Origin of the sequence: Comamonas sp. F1-6 (assembly GCF_039581415.1) — a bacterium.
GTDB classification, from domain to species: domain Bacteria; phylum Pseudomonadota; class Gammaproteobacteria; order Burkholderiales; family Burkholderiaceae_C; genus Comamonas; species Comamonas thiooxydans.
Genome location: NZ_JBCPWN010000006.1, coordinates 65,796 through 81,168 on the forward strand (window position 1 = coordinate 65,796; position 15,373 = coordinate 81,168).

A 15,373-nucleotide genomic window follows, 5' to 3' on the forward strand; every position below is an offset into this window, starting at 1 on the left:
CGGTACTTCAAAAATCAATCGGAAAAACATATGGACTGCGGTGCAACAGCACCCAGCGCATCGGGTCGCAGCCTTGCCATCAACTGCTCAAACTCTGGCGTGCCGCGCAGGGCTTGCGTTCTTACCTGTCCTGCCTGCAGATACACAATGCGATCGGCGAGGCTCGCCTCACGCTGCCAATGCGTGGCAAAAATCAGCGTTCGCGAGCCGCTCTCAGCCGCCTGCACCAACCGCTTCAGCACATCGGCAGCAGTGACGGCATCCAGTCCCTCCGTCACCTCATCAAGCAGCCAGCAGCGGTCCGGGCTCAGCAGCAGTCTGGCCAGTGCCAGCCGGCGCGACTGGCCTCCGGACAGACCCAGGCCGCCTTCACCCAGCATGGTGTCCAGCCCCTGTGGCAGGGCCATGACGTCGCTTCTGAGACCTGCAGCCTGCAGGACGCCCCACAGTTGCTCATCGTCGGCCTTGGCATCGGCAAGCCTCAGGTTGTTGCGCAGGCTGTCCTGAAAAAGCTCGGTTCTCTGTGTCATCCAGCTGCAGCCGCGGGCCTGAACCACGCCTTCGTCCGGCTGCAGCTCACCCGCCATCAAATGCAGCAAGCTGGTCTTGCCTGCACCGCTGCTGCCGATCAGCACCACGCGCTCGCCCTGGCGCACGTTCAGGTCTATCGGACCCAATTGACGAAGTCGGACAGACTGCAGGCTGACGGCCAGCTTCTGCACAGGCTGCTGCGGACTCTCTGCCGCTTCGGCCTTGGCCGCCAGCGGTGGAGCCAGCCTGCGCAGCGCCAGCCAGGTACGCCCGGCCTGTTCTGCCCCTCTGCGCAGAGCTGCAAACGGCTCCATTGCCGACAGTGCCAGCAAAATACCCAGCGCAGCAACCGGCGCGTTGATGCGGCCCTGTTCCATCAACCAGGCCATCAACAGCACGGATGCGCTCAAAGTAATGGCAGACACCGCACCATAAGCCTGGGCGGCAGCCGCTTCGGATTGATAAAGCCGCTCATCGGCCTGGGCGCAGCGCGCATCGCTGTGCAGCACTTGCTGCACCTGGGCAGGCAACTGGCCTGCCATTAGCAGCTCGGTCTGGCCTGCAACCAGATCCACGGTTTGGGCACGCATGGCCTCCAGTGCCATGGCACGGCGTACAGCGGCCTTGCGGCTGCGCAAGCCATGCCACAGGGCAATGCCCCAGCCAGTCAGCAGCATCCACGCCAGGGTCAACAGGCCCAGCCACCAGCGCATGAACCCGTAGGCCAGAGCCGCCAGCAAGGCCGCGCCCAGCGCCGCTACGGCGGGCACCAGCAGGCGCAGATAAAGATTGTCCAGGGCATCCACATCGGAGGTCAGACGCTGCAACAGCCTGGCCGGGCGCTGCAGCAGCAGACGGGCGGCCTGCGGGCGAGCCCAGCTCAGGAACAGTCTCTGGCGCAAAGCGGCCAGCACAGCCAGTGTGGCGTCGTGAGTCACCAGGCGCTCGGCATAGCGGGCACCGGTGCGGCCCACAGCCAGCAGGCGAATGCCGGCCGAGGGCATGAACACATCGAACACCAGGGCCGTGGCAGGCACCAGCCCGGCCAGGGCCGTGGCCGTGATGAACCAGCCCGACAAACCCAGCAATGCCATGCCCATCAGCACCGTAAGCGCTGCCAGGGCGGCACCTCCCAGCCACAGCTTGTGCGGCGCCATCTGGCCCAGCAGCTTCAGCATCTCGCGCATTGAAATGGCTCGCATCTTCATGGCTGCGGCTCCCGCGCCGGTCGCAGCAGCGGCAGCTCGATCACGCGATCCATGGCAGCGGCCAGCTGTGCATCGTGGGTGGCGACCAGCATGGTGCGCCCCCTGGCCATATGGCGCAGAGACTGCGTAATCTGGGCTGCTGTCTCGGGATCCAGATGAGCAGTAGGTTCATCGACCAGCAGCAGTCCGGCCCGTGTCTGCGCGGCCATACGTGCCAGAGCCAAACGTACCACCTCGCCACCGGAAAGGCCTGCGCCGCCCTCACCCAGGCTTGCGCCGGGGCGATGCTCCAGGGCCTCATCAAGTGCCGCCAGCTGCGTAGCTTCGGCAATCTGCTTGGGTCCTACCGAGCTGCGCCCCAGCGCAATATTGCGCGCGGCCGAGCCGGCAAAGACATGGGGCAACTGACCCAGCCAGGCCATGCGCCGGCGCAGCTGGGTAGCACTGCCGGTCTCAAGCGTTTGCCGGTCGATTTCGATACGGCCTTGCTGTACCGGCAAAAGGCCAGCAATCTGCGCCAGCAGCACGGATTTGCCGCTGCCGCTGGGACTCCACAGCGCCACATGCTCGCCGGCCTGTATGTGCAAAGACAGCGGCGCGAGGCTGGAGTCACTGCCTGGCGCCTGAACCTTGAGTCCCGAAACGCTTACGGACACAGGCTGGCCAGGCCATGACTGCTCATCGACCGGAGATGCTTCAGCGGCATGTTGTGCACCGACAATCTGCATGGACTGCGCCTGCATGCTCTGCAAGGTCTGCAGTGCGGCCTCGCCTGCGGCTCTGTCATGCCAGACGGCCGAGAGATCGCGCAAAGGCTCGAAAAATGCCGGCGCCAGCAGCAGCACGAACATGGCTTGGCCCAGACCGAGCTTGTCGCCCCAGGCGCCGAAATTCAGCGTGCCCAGCAGGTGAAAACCTATATAGACGGCCACCATGGCCACACCCAGTGCCGAGAAAAGCTCCAGCACCGCAGAAGACAGAAAGGCAATGCGCAGCACGCGCATGGTGCGGGTGCGCAGGTCTTCGGCATGGTCACGCAGCCGCTGGCCCGTCAGCTCCACGGCATGCAGTGCACGTAGCGTGCTCAGGCCACGCAGGCGGTCCAGCAAGAAAGCGTTCATATGACCGAGCTGCAGCATCTGCTCTTCGCTGGCCGCCTTGGCACGCCAGCCCACGATCGCCATGAAAAGCGGAATCAGCGGCGCGGCAACCATCAAAATCAGAGCAGCGACCCATGACTGCAAGGCCACGGCAGCCAAAATCACCAAGGGCAGCAGACGCACACGCCACATCGCGCTCTGGTAACGCGCCAGCCACGGAACAATGGCCTCGGCCTGCTCGGCCATGGCGCTAGCCGCCTGGCCGGAAGCTGGGCGGCTCTTGTCCAGCGGCGATGTCTGAGCCAGCGACTGCGCCACCCGGGCGCGCAAGCTGCTGAGCTGCGCGCGCGCTGCACGGTTAGCCAGCATGCCGCCATGGCCTTCTGCCCAGGCTCGCAGCAAGCCCAGCAACAACACGCCAGCAGCCATGGGCCAGACGGCGGCCCTGCCCTGACCGTTGGCCATGAGTTGCACAGCCCAGGCCAGCAAGGCTGCCTGCGGCAGCCATATCAGCCCGGCAAACACCTGCCACACAGCTCCCGCGCTGAGGCGACGGATGACGCTCGCCAACTCGGCATGTGCTGTATCGACCTGTTTGTCGGTGGAGGAAGAAGGGGTGTGTTGCATTTCTCAATTTTCAGTATTTACTGAAATTAACGGAATACTACTCTTCTTTTGACAATCATCATGACTTGATATGCAAAAGCCAATTGCAGGACCAGGCCTACATTGATACGCATCAACTCCGAAGCGATTTAATAAGGGTTAACCCTTGCACAAGTCGTGCTTGAGCAACATCAAGTGAGCAAGCCGCCCATAAAAAACGGCGTCCGAAGACGCCGTTGACACAGAAGATAGTGAGCTGCCTCAGGCAACCAGCAGGCTTGCCTTGGCTTCGGCGTACTCACGCTTGAGGCGAGCCACCAGCTCCGCCGTGGACTGCACCTTGTCAATGGCACCGATACCCTGGCCACAGCCCCAGATATCTTTCCAGGCCTTTTGCGCACCGCCGCCAAAATTCATCTTGCTGGGGTCTGATTCGGGCAGGTTTTCCGGATCCAGACCGGCCGCACGAATCGAAGGTGCCAGATAGTTGCCATGCACGCCTGTGAACAGATTGCTGTAGACCACGTCGTCGGAGCTGCCCTCGACGATCGCCTGCTTGTAGGCTTCTACGGCACGCGCCTCGTCGGTGGCAATGAAGGCCGATCCGATATAGGCAAAGTCCGCACCCATGGCCTGGGCCGCCAGAATCGAGCCACCCGTGGCAATCGAGCCGGACAGCGCCAGAGGGCCGTCAAACCATTGGCGAATTTCCTGCACCAGGGCAAATGGGCTCTTCACACCCGCATGGCCGCCAGCACCGGCTGCCACGGCGATCAGGCCATCGGCACCTTTTTCAATGGCCTTGCGAGCAAACTTGTTGTTGATGATGTCGTGCAGCACCACACCGCCCCAGCCATGCACGGCCTGATTCACATCTTCACGCGCACCCAGGCTGGTGATGATGATGGGCACCTTGTACTTGGCGCAGACCTGCATGTCGTGCTCCAGACGGTCATTGCTCTTGTGCACGATCTGATTGATGGCGAATGGTGCAGAAGGGCGATCGGGATGGGCCTTGTCCCAGGCCGCCAGAGTCTCGGTGATCTCTGCCAGCCAGTCCTCCAGCTGCTCGGCCGGGCGGGCATTGAGAGAAGGCATGGAGCCGACGATACCGGCCTTGCACTGCTCGATGACAAGCTTGGGATTGCTGATGATGAAAAGCGGCGAGCCGATGACAGGCAGAGCCAGCTTTTTGAGGGCAGGTGGCAGCTTGGACATGTGTTGTCTCCTTCTTCGTTTTATCAATAAAAAAGGGCTGTAGCGTTTGTTCCAGATACGCAGGCAGCTCTTATTTCAGAAGCAGTTCGAAGGACGGCTCACTGTTTGCACCCCTGTGCCGACGGTGAAGCCGTCCGACTGGCCTTTGGCCAGTTTCGCCTGCCATGGCGCCACTCCCTGTCCCCAGGGCAACAGTTTTGCCTTCTCTGTGTACGGAGGAGCATCGTGATGGGAGCAGGCGCAAAAAAGGCCTGAGCGCGGTGCTGCGTCAGGCCTTGGTTTCTTACTGCGTCACACGCCCGGCGGCATTGACGATGGACAGGTCCACATATTTGGATCCCACTTGACCGGGCTTGAAGTTCACCCAGTAGCCACCCAGGTCATAAGACTCCAATCCGCGCAAGGCGGCACTCATTTTTTCCGGCGTCACCGGCTGGCTGCGACGCATGGCCTCCACGATGACTTTGGCATTCACAAAGCCTTCCATCATCGCAAAGCTCACCGGAACGTCCAGGGACTTGCCCGCAGCAATCGTCGCGTCGCGAAACTCCTTGTTGAGCTTGCCCGAGACCTTATAGGGACTGGGCACCACCTGGGCAATCGACAGACCGCTCATGTACTCCACAGGAAGACGCTTGGCCAACTGCTCGATATCGGCCTCGGCCGTGGCATAGACCTGGGCAGTACCGCCCTCCATGCGATATGCCTCGACAAATGCCGCCGTGGCAGGGCTGGAAGCCACCAACAGGATGGCTTGAGGCGAAGTCTTCGCAGCCTGCAGCTCCTGCACAGCCTTGTCCGAGCCACCTCGGCTCTTGAGCATGGCCGATGCGACCAGCTTGGCCCCGCTGGGGTTCACGGCCTTGGTCACCAAGGCCGTCAGCTCCTGTGCATCGGGACGCTCCTCGAACACCAATGCCAGCCGCGTGATGCCTACGGTGGCCAGGTGGGTGGAAATCTTTGCGATCTGCTCGACAAGCCCTGCACGCGTGGAGAACATCTGGGGTGATGCCAGCACACGGGTATCCGTGCTCTGATAACCCACCAGCGGAATCTGCGAGCCATCCAGAGCCTTGCTCTCCAGCAAGGCCAAGAGATTGCGATTGCCGAAATAGCCTGCCAGCACCACGGGCTTGGATTCGCTCAGCAGCTTGCGCGTCTTGGTCACGGTCTCTTCGGGATGGCCCACATCATCGAGCACGGCCAGCTCCACAGGCTGGCCCTGTACACCACCGGCCTTGTTGACTTGGTCAAAGTACAGACGCATGCCCTGCGCATAGGCCCGCCCCTGACTGGCTTCGGCCCCCGACATCGGGGCCACCTGCCCTACCGTCCAGGCCTGTGCCACCAAAACAGCACCTGCACACATGGCGACCAAACCGGCTCGCGCCAACACCCAATGCTTGCGATTCATTCAGAGTCTCCCTCTCCATCAATGCAGTGGGTCTGAAGCGCCCATGCAGCTGCCGAATTATTGTTGATGACCTGACCTGTACGAGCCAGGCGCCCATGGAAAAAGAGGGGCTTGAAGCCCCTCTTTTGATGTGCGCCAAATTACAGCGCGTTGACCAGTTCGGGCACAGCCGTGAACAGATCGGCTTCCAGACCGTAATCGGCCACCGAGAAGATCGGTGCTTCGGGGTCCTTGTTGATCGCCACGATCACCTTGGAGTCCTTCATGCCCGCCAGATGCTGGATCGCGCCCGAGATGCCGCAGGCAATGTACAGCTGGGGCGCCACGATCTTGCCCGTCTGGCCCACTTGCAGGTCGTTGGGCGCGTAGCCCGCATCAACGGCCGCACGGCTGGCACCGATGGCCGCACCCAGCTTGTCGGCCAGAGGGGTGATCACTTCGGTGAACTTCTCGGCCGAGCCCAGAGCACGGCCACCGGAGACGATGATCTTGGCTGCCGTCAGTTCGGGACGGTCGCTCTTGGTCACTTCGCGGCCCACAAAGGCGCTCTTGCCGCTGTCGGCCACGGCTGCCGCCGTTTCCACGGCCGCCGAGCCGCCAGTGGCAGCGGCTGCGTCAAAGCCGGTGGTACGCACGGTGATGACCTTGACGGCATCGGCGGACTGCACGGTGGCAATAGCGTTGCCCGCATAGATGGGGCGCTCGAAGGTGTCGGCGGAGTCGACCTTGGTGATGTCGCTGATCTGGGCCACGTCCAGCTTGGCGGCCACGCGGGGCGCCACGTTCTTGCCCGAGGCGGTCGAGGGGAACAGGATGTGGCTGTAGTTGCCGGCAATCGCCAGCACCTGGGCGGCGACGTTCTCGGCCAGGCCGTCCTTGAGGCTGGCGCCGTCGGCATGGATGACCTTGGAGACACCGGCGATCTGGGCGGCAGCGGCTGCTGCAGCGGCTGCACCTTCGCCAACCACCAGCACATGCACATCACCGCCGCAAGCCTTGGCAGCCGTCACGGTGTTCAGGGTCGCAGTCTTGATCGAAGCGTTGTCGTGTTCTGCAATAACGAGAGAAGTCATTTGTCGTTCTTCCTTTAGATCACTTTGGCTTCATTTTTCAGCTTGTCGACCAGAGCGGCCACATCGGCCACCTTGACGCCAGCGCCACGCTTGGCAGGCTCGGAGACCTTCACGGTCTTGAGGCGGGGCGTCACGTCCACGCCCAGGTCTTCGGGCTTGAAGGTGTCCAGCTGCTTTTTCTTGGCCTTCATGATGTTGGGCAAGGTGACGTAGCGGGGCTCGTTCAGGCGCAGGTCGGTGGTGATGACGGCGGGCGTGGACAGGGCCACGGTTTCCAGGCCACCGTCCACTTCGCGAGTGACGTTGACCTTGTCGCCGGCGACTTCGACCTTGGAGGCGAAGGTGGCCTGGGGCAGATCGGCCAGGGCCGCCAGCATCTGGCCGGTCTGGTTGGCGTCGTCGTCGATGGCTTGCTTGCCGCAGATGATCAGGCCGGGTTGCTCCTTGGCGACCAAGGCATTGAGCAGCTTGGCCACGGCCAGGGGCTGCAGCTCGACATCGGTCTCGACCAGGATGCCGCGATCGGCACCGATGGCCATGGCCGTGCGCAGGGTTTCCTGGCACTGGGCCACGCCGCAGGAGACTGCGATGACTTCGGTCACCACGCCTTTTTCTTTCAGGCGCACGGCTTCTTCGACGGCGATTTCGTCAAAGGGGTTCATGCTCATCTTGACGTTGGCGATGTCCACACCCGTGCCGTCCGACTTCACGCGGACCTTGACGTTGTAGTCCACCACGCGCTTGACAGGGACCAATACCTTCATTGCTGCGGCTCCTTAATGATTACTGCATTGACGTTTACGTAAACTGGATTCATTTTATGCGGCACCGCAACACTCTCTGCACAATTTTCCAGACAATCTGCCCGGAGATCTGTGCAGCAGCCTTCGCAGGTGGAACGGCATAAAAAAGAACGACCGTTCAATTTTATGCACAAGCCTTGCGAAATCATGGGTCTCAGATGGGTCAAATCAGGGTAAAACCTAGGAATTGAGTCCATCAGTGCCATGCCTGCATCCAGATAGGCCTCACGGTAACACTGCCAGAAAGCGGCCTCGTCGTTCAAATGGACGGGCCGAAAACACAAGACTCCGCGCTGTGAACGACGCCATCCACGCAGCTCCGCCTGCCCAACAACGAAGGCCGGGGAGCGCAAATCCAGGGTTTAGCGCCAGCGAGGCCGGCGCTTTTGCGCAAAAGCCTGAGCGCCTTCCTGCGCGTCGGCATCCAGCATATTGGTAGCCATGGTCTGACCCGCCAGCTGATAAGCCGACTCCAGGCCCATTTCACGCTGGCGATAGACCAGCTCCTTGCCCATTCTGATGGCCACCCGGGGCTTGCTCACGATGGCAGACACCACCTCTTCCACCCCGGCATCGAGCCGCTCCGGCTCGACCACGCGATTGAGCAGACCGTAGTGCAGAGCCGTCTGCGCATCGATGAACTCACCCGTCAGCAGCATTTCCATGGACTGTTTGATCGGCATGTTGCGCACCAAGGGCACGCTGGGCGTGGAGCAGAACAAGCCGTATTGAATGCCGCTGGTGGCAAAGCGAGCCTCGCTGCTGGCCACGGCCAGATCACACTGCGCCACCAACTGGCAACCTGCTGCCGTTGCGATGCCCTGTACTCTTGCAATGACGGGAACAGGCAGCTTCTGAATCGAGAGCATCATGCGGCTGCACTGGGCAAACAGCTGCTGGTAGTAAGCCAGCTCCATATGGGCCGCCATGTCCTTGAGGTTATGCCCGGCGCAAAAGGCCTTGCCTTGGGCGGCCAGCACCACCACACGCGCCTGCTCGTCCTTGGCCACGGCATCCAGCGCCGACTGCAGGGCCATGAGCATTTCACTGCTCAAGGCGTTGAAACGCTGCGCGTCGCTCAACGTGATGCGTGCCACGCCGCGCTCATCCTGACTCAGTTGTACCAAGGAATCGCTCATTGCTGTCACCCTGCTTTCGGACTAGATATCGGCCAATACGCGCAGATGTGCTTCCACGCTGCGCGCCAGCGGGTCCATTACGTAACCGCCTTCGAGGCAGGAAACAATGCGACCCTTGGAAAAACGCCGTGCGATGTCCTTGATGCGAGTGGTGATCCAGGCAAAGTCGTTTTCCGTCATGCCGAGCTGGCCCATATCGTCTTCGCGATGCGCATCAAAGCCGGCGCTGATGAAGATCATCTCGGGCTTGAATGCTTCGAGGCGCGGAATCCACATCATCTCGATGATCTCTCGAATGTCCATGCCCTTTGTGTAAGCGGCCACGGGCACGTTGAGCATATTGGAGGCCGGGTCCTTGTCGCCGCTGAACGGGTAGAAGGGATGCTGGAAGATGCCGCACATCAGCACGCGCGGATCACCGGCCAGGATGTCTTCCGTGCCGTTGCCGTGATGTACATCAAAGTCGATCACGGCCACGCGCTTGAGATGGTGGCGCTCCAGCGCATACTTGACGCCCACGGCCACATTGTTGAAAAAGCAAAAACCCATGGCCTGGTTGCGCGTGGCATGGTGACCAGGCGGGCGCACGCTGCAAAAGGCATTTTCCAGTTCACCGGCCAGCACGGCATCGGTAGCAGCCAGTGTGGCCCCTGCAGCACGCAGTGCGGCCTTGAAGGTGTGGCGGTTGATGGAGGTATCTGTGTCGAGCTGCCTGTGCTCGGGCCCGCCAGCTGCCAGCTCCTGCTCCAGCCGGTCGGTCAGGCCCTGCAGGGCGGCAATATGCATGGGGTCATGCGCCAGCTCGATCTCTGCCAATGATGCCAGCGGCACATTGCAGCGCTCCAGCGCATCGCCCACGCCGCTGACCAGCAGCCTGTCCTCTATCGCGTCCAGCCGCGCCGGGCATTCAGGGTGGCCCGGCCCCATCTCATGCAACCAGCAATCCCGGTGGGTGAAATAACCTGTCTTGCCCACAGTCATGTCTCCGCTATCGCTTATTTAGGATATGTTTCTGCCATGCATGCACAGAACACAATTAATGCGCTTTTGAGTCAGCTTAACACGGTGATGGAGGGCAAGCCGGATCAGGTCAGAGACGGTGTCGCCTGTTTGCTGGCAGGCGGTCACCTGCTGATCGAAGACGTTCCTGGTGTAGGCAAGACCACCCTGGCCCATGCGCTGGCACGCAGTTTCGGCCTGCAGTTCTCTCGTGTGCAGTTCACCGCCGACCTCATGCCCAGCGACCTCACGGGGGTCTCCATCTACGATCGCGGACAAGAGGCTTTTGTGTTCCATCCCGGGCCGGTGTTTGCTCAGGTATTGCTGGCCGACGAAATCAACCGCGCCAGCCCCAAGACCCAGAGTGCGCTGCTCGAAGCCATGGAGGAGCGCCAGGTCACGACCGAAGGCAAGACCCACAGCCTGCCCGCACCCTTCTTTGTGATTGCCACCCAGAACCCCCTGGAGCAGCTGGGAACCTTCCCGTTGCCCGAAAGCCAGCTGGACCGTTTTCTCATGCGCATCAGCCTGGGCTATCCCTCGCGCGATTCCGAGCGCAAGCTGCTCGCGGGCAATGGCCGGCGCGCCGCTGCCGATGCACTGCTGCCCGTCATCTCCCAGCAGCAGCTGCAGCAACTGCAGGCTGCTGCTCTGGCCGTGCATGCCAGCGACGCCCTGCTCGACTATGTGCAGGATCTGATTGCCGCCACACGCAACGGCCAGTGGTTTGCCCAGGGCCTGTCACCACGCGCAGGCATCGCGCTGCTGCGTGCGGCCAAGACCATCGCGCTGATGGAAGGCCGCGACTATGTGGCGCCCGACGATGTGCAAGCCATACTCCCTCAGGTGATTGCCCACCGTCTGGTTCCCGTGGGCCATGCAGGCCGTGGTGCCGTGGAGCAGGTGCGCGCCATGATGCAAGCCGTACCGCTATCTTGATGCTGCCGATGTATTTCGTCATGAATTTCATAACATGAAGCGCTCGGCATCAAAGGGCGAGCAGCCAGAGACTTCCAATATCTTCCAGCGGCTCTCGCCCCGCGCCAGGGTGCGCGAGTGGATGTTTGCACGTCTGCCGCGCAGCGACCAGCTCACGCTGACCCAGGGCAATGTCTACATCCTGCCCTCGCGCGCGGGCTGGGCCATGCTGGCCACGCTGATCGTGCTGTTGATTGCTGCCATCAACTACCAACTTAACCTGGGCTACCTGCTCACGTTCCTGCTGGCAGGCAGCGCGGCCGCCAGCATGGTTGTGGGCCATGGCAATCTGCGCGGTCTGCAGTTGAGCCTCAGCGGCGCAGGTACTCAAGGCAACGCGTCGGGCGGCTGCTTTGCCCATGCGCCCTGCCCCATGCATATCAGCCTGCACAATGCCCGCCGCTCGCGTCGCTGGGGCATAGGCCTCGCATTGCACAAGACCCGGCACAACACCGATCACTCTGATGCCTGGACCTGGGTCGACATTCCCGAGCAGGGCAGCACCGCCGTGCAGCTGAGCTTCATGCCCACACGTCGCGGCCGGCAGGAGCTGCCCGCCATCTCCATACTCACGCGCTACCCGCTGGGCGCATTTCGCGTCTGGGCTCTGTGGCGGCCCCAAACCCTGGTCTGGGTCTATCCCGCACCTGAAACCCATGCCCCGCCGCTGCCAGCCGCCAGCCCCGAAGCCGGCGGCCGCAGCAGCGCCCAGGTACGCAGCGGTGATGAATTCGATGGCGTGCGCAGCTATCAGACTGGCGACCCGCTCAAGCTGGTGGTATGGAAGAAAGCGGCTCAGTCCTTTGCCGCAGGCAGCCACCAACTGGTCAGCCGCGACCGGCCCATGGCCCACCATCACCGTCTCTGGCTCGATGCGCGCCATACCGGCCTGGCCGACCATGAGGCGCGGTTGTCGCGCCTTGCCGCCTGGGTGCTGATGGCTCAGCAGCAAGGCCGTACCTGGGGCCTGCGCCTGCCCGGAGGCCAGGAAATCGCGCCGGCCAGCGGTGTACAGCACACCACGCGCTGCCTCGAAGCATTGGCCGCCTGTCCATGAAAGCAACCGCCTCTTCCGCCGGCAGCAGCTGGCTGCAGCGCCTGACTGCCCTGCCGCGCGATGCACGGGACACGCTGTTTCTGCTCGCCGTCATCGCTTGGATCATGCTGCCTCAGGTTCAGCACACACCTTGGTGGACCAGCGCCTTTGCCTCAGTCCTGTTGCTGTGGCGCGCACGCCTGGCACTGACCAGCGCCCCCCTGCCCAGCCGCTGGGTGCTGGCGGGCGTACTGACCATCGCCATTGGAGCGACCTGGGCCACGCACAAAACGATTGTGGGCCGCGATGCCGGCGTGACCCTGGTCGTCATGCTGCTGTCGCTCAAGACACTGGAGCTGCGCGCGCGGCGCGATGCCATGGTGGTGTTCTTTCTGGGCTTTTTTGTACTGCTCAGCAACTTTTTCTATTCGCAGTCCCTGCCCACAGCCATGGCCATGGTGCTCGGGCTGATGGGCCTGCTCACAGCCCTGGTCAACGCCCATATGACGGCCGGCAAGCCTCCATTGACACAGGCTCTGCGCACTGCAGGCTGGCTCGCGCTCTGGGGAGCGCCCGTGATGGTGTCGCTGTTTCTGTTTTTTCCGCGCATGACACCGCTATGGGGCGTGCCATCCGATGATATGGCCGGGCGTTCGGGCCTGTCCGAAAGCATGCGCGTGGGCGAGGTCGCCTCGTTGGCCATGGACGACAGCGTGGCCCTGCGCATCCGTTTCGATACCCCCGAGGGCAAAGAGCCGCCGGCCAACGCCCTGTACTTTCGCGGCCCGGTTCTCAGCCAGTTCGATGGCCGCCGTTGGCAGGCCGACCCTGTGCTCGACGCCATGGCCATGCCTCAGTTGCGCGTGAGCGGTGAACCCATCCACTACCAGATGCTGATCGAGCCGAGCAAGCGTCGCTGGCTGACCCTGCTGGATGCCGCCAAGACCGAACCGCAGATTCCGCCGGGCGCCTCGGTAGGCAGGCTTCGCATGAGCTCCAGCCTCCAGTGGCTGAGCTGGCGCCCGATTATCGATGTGCTGCGTGTCGATGCCCAAAGCCATCTCGACTTCAGTCATGGGCCGCTGCAGCTCACTCCAGAGCTCAAGCGCTATCTGCAACTGCCAGCCGGCAGCAACCCACGCACACAGGCTTTGGGCGAACATTTGCAGGCCGAATTGCGCGCCCAGCCGGGCGCCGGCGCGGATACTGACAGGCTGATCGCCTCCGCCCTGCAGCGCCTGAAAACCGGCGGCTACACCTACACACTGGAGCCCGGCGTGGTCGACAGCGACCACACCGCCGATGACTTCTGGTTTGACAGCAAGCAAGGCTTTTGCGAGCACATCGCCTCAGCCTTTGCCGTGCTCATGCGCAGCATGGGAGTGCCCGCGCGCATCGTGACCGGCTACCAGGGCGGCGACCGCAACAGCGTGGACAATTACTGGACCGTGCGCAACAGCGATGCCCATGCCTGGACCGAGGTCTGGATTGCCGGCCGGGGCTGGGTCCGTGTGGATCCCACGGGCGCTGTCGCACCCAGCCGGGTCGGCCAGTTCCAGCGCCTGAGCCCTCCCCCCGGTGCCTTTGCCAGCGCCGTTGGCAACTTCGTCGATACCGGCACGCTGGAGAAGCTGCGCGCCGTCTGGGAGGCCGTCAACAACCGCTGGAACCAGTGGGTAATCAACTACACGCAAAGCCGTCAGCTCAATCTGCTGCAGAGCCTGGGCTTCGAATCGCCAAGCTGGACGGATCTGCTGCGCCTGCTGGCGGGCAGCTTGAGCGCTCTGGCGCTGCTGTGGCTGATCTGGGCCCGCGCCACACGTCCGCAACGCGACGGCTGGAGCCAGCTCATGCACGCTGCCAGACTGCGGCTGCAGCGCGCAGGCATAGCGAGCGGTGCCTGCGACTCCGCGCGCAGCCTTTCGCGCCGCGTGCAGGAGAGCTGGGCCAAGGAATCTGCATCCGCACCCCTGGCTACGGCCGTATCCGACTGGCTGCTGGACATGGAAAGGCTACGCTATGCGCCATCCTCCAATACCGAAGTCACCGAATTGAAGTCCTTGCGCCGACGCTGGCTGTCCATCCGGAAGCAACGCTGGCCCTATCCCTCAAGAAATAAAACATGAGCATCACCCTCAATAACAGCAAGCACCTCAAAGCTAAAACACTGAGTACTCTGGCCCTGTGCCTGCTGACCGCCAGCGTCATCGCCGCACCGGCCAAAAAAGCCGTCCGCAAGGCAGCACCGGCTGCCGTAGCCACGGCTGCAGCCGCCACGGCCGTGGCCTATGCCGGTCGGGGCGACGCCATGCAACTGGCCGAAGAAATCGCAGTCCGCCGCGATCTGCCTGTCGACTGGGTGCGTGCGCAGCTGAGCGAAGCGCGCAACCTGCCCGTGGTCACACGCCTGATGACGCCGGCCGGCAAGACCTTTGTGAAGAACTGGACGGTATACCGCAGCCGCTTTATCGACCCCGTGCGCATACGCGCCGGCGTGAAGTTCTGGCAGGCCAACCACCAGGCGCTCGCGCGTGCCGAGCAGCAGTTCGGCGTGCCCGCAGAGATCATTGTCGGCATCATCGGCGTGGAAACCATTTACGGCCGCAACATGGGCAACTTTCGCGTGATGGATGCCCTGGCCACGCTGGCACTGGACTTTCCGCAATCCCACCCTCGCGCCCAGGCCCGCACCGACTACTTCCGTGGCGAGCTCGAGCAGGTGCTGGTCACGGCCAGCCGCACGGGCGGTGACCCGTTTGCGCTACGCGGCAGCTATGCCGGCGCCATGGGCCTGGGTCAGTTCATGCCCACCAGCTGGGACAAGTACGCGGTCGACTTTGACGGTGACGGTCGCATAGACCTGTTCAACAGCGCCACCGACGCCATCGGCTCGGTCGCCAACTACTTCGTCGGCCATGGCTGGAAGCCAGGCCTGCCCACAGCCTTTACCGTGGACATGCGCGCCCAGGGTGAGAATCTGGCAACCCTGCTCGCACCCGATATCAACCCCACATTCACTGCCGCGCAGATGGCAGAACGTGAAGTACGTGTGCTGGGCGCCGACAACTATGAGCGTCCGCTGGCACTGATCGAGCTGAAAAACGGCAGCTCCGGCCCCACGGAGTACATCGCGGGTACCGAGAACTTCTACGCCATCACGCGCTACAACTGGTCGGCGTTCTATGCGCTGTCGGTGATAGAGCTGGGGCGCGAGGTACATGAAGCCTATCTGGCCAGCCAGACCGCCTCTGCCACACGCAACTAGATT

At 62.7% G+C, this 15,373-nt stretch carries 12 protein-coding genes; 4 read left to right on the forward strand and 8 right to left on the reverse strand.

The window, feature by feature from the left end; genetic code table 11:
- Positions 1-14: 14 nt before the first annotated feature.
- The 8 genes from AAIL66_RS08280 to AAIL66_RS08315 form a co-directional block, all read right to left on the reverse strand.
- Positions 15-1,739 (reverse strand): ATP-binding cassette domain-containing protein, encoded by a 1,725-nt coding sequence (locus tag AAIL66_RS08280; protein ID WP_343496445.1) that lies wholly within the window; start codon positions 1,737-1,739, stop codon positions 15-17.
- Entirely contained in the window at positions 1,736-3,466 is a 1,731-nt protein-coding gene (cydD, locus tag AAIL66_RS08285) for a thiol reductant ABC exporter subunit CydD (RefSeq protein WP_343496446.1), read from the reverse strand. Before cydD ends, AAIL66_RS08280 begins: the two co-directional genes overlap by 4 nt.
- A 240-nt stretch (positions 3,467-3,706) precedes the next feature.
- The gene (locus tag AAIL66_RS08290; protein WP_034356911.1) at positions 3,707-4,663 is read right to left on the reverse strand and encodes a nitronate monooxygenase family protein; all 957 of its coding nucleotides are present in this window, start codon (positions 4,661-4,663) and stop codon (positions 3,707-3,709) included.
- A gap of 283 nt (positions 4,664-4,946) precedes the next feature.
- Positions 4,947-6,077 (reverse strand): ABC transporter substrate-binding protein, encoded by a 1,131-nt coding sequence (locus AAIL66_RS08295; protein ID WP_034356912.1) that lies wholly within the window; start codon positions 6,075-6,077, stop codon positions 4,947-4,949.
- A gap of 140 nt (positions 6,078-6,217) precedes the next feature.
- On the reverse strand, positions 6,218-7,150 hold the full coding sequence (locus tag AAIL66_RS08300) for an FAD-binding protein (protein WP_148748547.1): 933 nt from the start codon (positions 7,148-7,150) through the stop codon (positions 6,218-6,220).
- Positions 7,151-7,164: 14 nt separating this feature from the next.
- Complete coding sequence (locus tag AAIL66_RS08305) at positions 7,165-7,914, reverse strand: electron transfer flavoprotein subunit beta/FixA family protein (protein WP_242882034.1); 750 nt, start codon at positions 7,912-7,914, stop codon at positions 7,165-7,167.
- A 401-nt stretch (positions 7,915-8,315) separates the two neighbouring features.
- Complete coding sequence (locus AAIL66_RS08310; RefSeq protein WP_343496447.1) at positions 8,316-9,092, reverse strand: enoyl-CoA hydratase; 777 nt, start codon at positions 9,090-9,092, stop codon at positions 8,316-8,318.
- Positions 9,093-9,113: 21 nt separating this feature from the next.
- Positions 9,114-10,073, reverse strand: coding sequence for a histone deacetylase family protein (locus tag AAIL66_RS08315; protein ID WP_003053043.1), 960 nt, complete (start codon positions 10,071-10,073; stop codon positions 9,114-9,116).
- 36 nt (positions 10,074-10,109) lie between these two features.
- On the opposite strand from AAIL66_RS08315, the gene AAIL66_RS08320 reads away from it, so the two are divergent.
- The 4 genes from AAIL66_RS08320 to mltB are packed head-to-tail and all read left to right on the forward strand — an operon-like array spanning position 10,110 to position 15,370.
- Positions 10,110-11,030: an AAA family ATPase gene (locus AAIL66_RS08320; protein WP_034380034.1), complete on the forward strand. Its 921-nt coding sequence runs from the start codon at positions 10,110-10,112 to the stop codon at positions 11,028-11,030.
- Positions 11,031-11,064: 34 nt separating this feature from the next.
- Positions 11,065-12,126, forward strand: coding sequence for a DUF58 domain-containing protein (locus AAIL66_RS08325; RefSeq protein WP_059441126.1), 1,062 nt, complete (start codon positions 11,065-11,067; stop codon positions 12,124-12,126).
- On the forward strand, positions 12,123-14,231 hold the full coding sequence (locus AAIL66_RS08330) for a DUF3488 and transglutaminase-like domain-containing protein (protein ID WP_343496448.1): 2,109 nt from the start codon (positions 12,123-12,125) through the stop codon (positions 14,229-14,231). Before AAIL66_RS08325 ends, AAIL66_RS08330 begins: the two co-directional genes overlap by 4 nt.
- The gene (gene mltB, locus AAIL66_RS08335; protein WP_343496449.1) at positions 14,228-15,370 is read left to right on the forward strand and encodes a lytic murein transglycosylase B; all 1,143 of its coding nucleotides are present in this window, start codon (positions 14,228-14,230) and stop codon (positions 15,368-15,370) included. Before AAIL66_RS08330 ends, mltB begins: the two co-directional genes overlap by 4 nt.
- Positions 15,371-15,373 lie beyond the last annotated feature (3 nt).

Excerpts from the sequence above, each read along its gene's own strand:
- AAIL66_RS08280 (WP_343496445.1), bottom strand. The coding sequence starts at position 1,739 with ATGAAGATGCGAGCCATTTCAATGCGCGAGATGCTGAAGCTGCTGGGC.
- cydD (WP_343496446.1), bottom strand. The coding sequence starts at position 3,466 with ATGCAACACACCCCTTCTTCCTCCACCGACAAACAGGTCGATACAGCA.
- AAIL66_RS08290 (WP_034356911.1), bottom strand. The coding sequence starts at position 4,663 with ATGTCCAAGCTGCCACCTGCCCTCAAAAAGCTGGCTCTGCCTGTCATC.
- AAIL66_RS08295 (WP_034356912.1), bottom strand. The coding sequence starts at position 6,077 with ATGAATCGCAAGCATTGGGTGTTGGCGCGAGCCGGTTTGGTCGCCATG.
- AAIL66_RS08300 (WP_148748547.1), bottom strand. The coding sequence starts at position 7,150 with ATGACTTCTCTCGTTATTGCAGAACACGACAACGCTTCGATCAAGACT.
- AAIL66_RS08305 (WP_242882034.1), bottom strand. The coding sequence starts at position 7,914 with ATGAAGGTATTGGTCCCTGTCAAGCGCGTGGTGGACTACAACGTCAAG.
- AAIL66_RS08310 (WP_343496447.1), bottom strand. The coding sequence starts at position 9,092 with ATGAGCGATTCCTTGGTACAACTGAGTCAGGATGAGCGCGGCGTGGCA.
- AAIL66_RS08315 (WP_003053043.1), bottom strand. The coding sequence starts at position 10,073 with ATGACTGTGGGCAAGACAGGTTATTTCACCCACCGGGATTGCTGGTTG.
- AAIL66_RS08320 (WP_034380034.1), top strand. The coding sequence starts at position 10,110 with ATGCATGCACAGAACACAATTAATGCGCTTTTGAGTCAGCTTAACACG.
- AAIL66_RS08325 (WP_059441126.1), top strand. The coding sequence starts at position 11,065 with ATGAAGCGCTCGGCATCAAAGGGCGAGCAGCCAGAGACTTCCAATATC.
- AAIL66_RS08330 (WP_343496448.1), top strand. The coding sequence starts at position 12,123 with ATGAAAGCAACCGCCTCTTCCGCCGGCAGCAGCTGGCTGCAGCGCCTG.
- mltB (WP_343496449.1), top strand. The coding sequence starts at position 14,228 with ATGAGCATCACCCTCAATAACAGCAAGCACCTCAAAGCTAAAACACTG.